We start from the raw sequence: 1,760 nt of genomic DNA, 5'->3' as shown, positions 1-1,760 counted from the left end.
GAGGCTGGGACAAAAGTCCTAGTTAAAGCAAAAAAGCTTCGGAAATAAAAATTTCCGAGGCTTTTTTGCATTTTACGTAGCACAGAGAATTCAACTCTGCTATTCTTAAATCGACTAAAACCCAAGGATAGGAGTGAATCTCTATGTACAGACATTATAACAATAATCAAACGACTTTAACATTACCTTTGGATATTTCTATTCCAGAAACCCACATCGCTCGAGCAATCAGCTCATTTGTGGATACCATTCCTTATCAGATAGTCTATGGTGAAGAGCCAACCTTCGGTCGGCCCCAGTACTCACCATTAATGTTGCTTAAGATGTTACTCTTTGCATACTCTCGTAAGGTCTTTTCTGGTAGAAAAATTCAACAGATGGCGGAAGAAAATATTCCGATGAAGTGGTTGATTGGTGATGCGGATGTAATTCCTAGTTATCGAACAATCAATCGTTTCCGGACGGATTCAAAAACAACTAAGCTGATTGCCTTAATGTACTTACAATTTCGTCAATCACTAATTGACAACAACCTTTTATCCGATGAAGCAATCTATATTGATGGAACCAAGGTGCTAGCCGATGCAAATAAATATTCGTTTGTATGGCGTAAAAATATTGAAAGATTTGAAAAGAAGCTTGATCAAAAAACTAAAAAGCTATTTAGTGAGTTGATTCAAAACAAAGTTAACGTTGAGATTGAAAGTGAAATGGATCCGACGGATCCTGAAGTCCTTCAATCCGAAATAGCAGCACTTGATCAAGAAATATCTGAACTAGATGAAAAAGTTAAACTGGAGAGGCCAGCAGTTGGTGGTTCTCAGCACAAACGTCGGCGACGGATACTAAAGCACCTCAGACATTTAGTCAAAGATGAGTACTTACCACGAAAGAAAAAATATCAGCACTATACTAAACTATTTGGCGACCGTAACAGTTTCTCAAAGACAGATCACGATGCAACATTTATGCGAATGAAAGAAGACCCGATGCAAAACGGTCAACTAAAACCAGGATACAACTTGCAAATAGCCACTCAATCACAATTTGTACTTTATTATCAGGTAAATCAAAGACCAACTGACCAGCGTACGATAATCCCATTTTTACAAGTAATGAACTTTCAGCAAACACCAGTTAAATATATAGTCGCTGATGCCGGATACGGAAGTGAACGAAATTATAAATTTATCAAGGATAAGCTAGGCAAAGTGCCGCTAATCCCGTACACAATGTACCTGAAAGAGCAATCTAAAAAGTATCAAACGGATTCTAGTAAGGTGATGAACTGGAATTATAATTCGGATGAAGATTACTATGTGGATAATCACAACATCCGCTTTTCATACTATGGTCATAGTCATCGAAAAGATACAAGTGGATTTGAGCGTGACTTTAAAGTATATCAAGCCGATGAGTATGATGATCCAGAAGGCTATTACTGGTCAACAACCAGATCCGGTAACCAACGTAGAATCAAGATCAATCCCAAATGGGAATCACAAAAGGAATATGTACGTGAACAGCTTTCAAGTCCTGAAGGAAAGGCTATTTTCGCTAAGCGAAAATTAGAAGATGAGCCAGTCTTCGGAAATTTGAAGGCTAATTTGCGTTTCCGTCGTTTATCGGTACGTGGATTAAGACAAGTAAATAATGAATTAGGGATTATCCTAATGGCAGCAAATATGAATAAATTGGCTTTGATGATGGCTATTTTATTTCCTTGCTTAGCGGTAAAAGAAAAACTGGACCATATTTTC

1 protein-coding gene is annotated in these 1,760 nt (G+C 37.6%); it reads left to right on the top strand.

Annotation, left to right across the window (positions count from 1 at the left end; genetic code table 11):
• Window positions 1–143 precede the first annotated feature (143 nt).
• The coding region (locus QOW94_RS10910) for an IS1182 family transposase (RefSeq protein ID WP_283680484.1) at window positions 144–1,760 on the top strand (1,617 nt) is incomplete at its 3' end.

Source organism: Lentilactobacillus sp. Marseille-Q4993 (genome assembly GCF_951230165.1).
In the GTDB taxonomy this organism is placed as follows: domain Bacteria; phylum Bacillota; class Bacilli; order Lactobacillales; family Lactobacillaceae; genus Lentilactobacillus.
The sequence above is the reverse complement of the archived record's forward strand: the minus strand, read 5'-3'. Positions and strand labels throughout refer to the sequence as shown.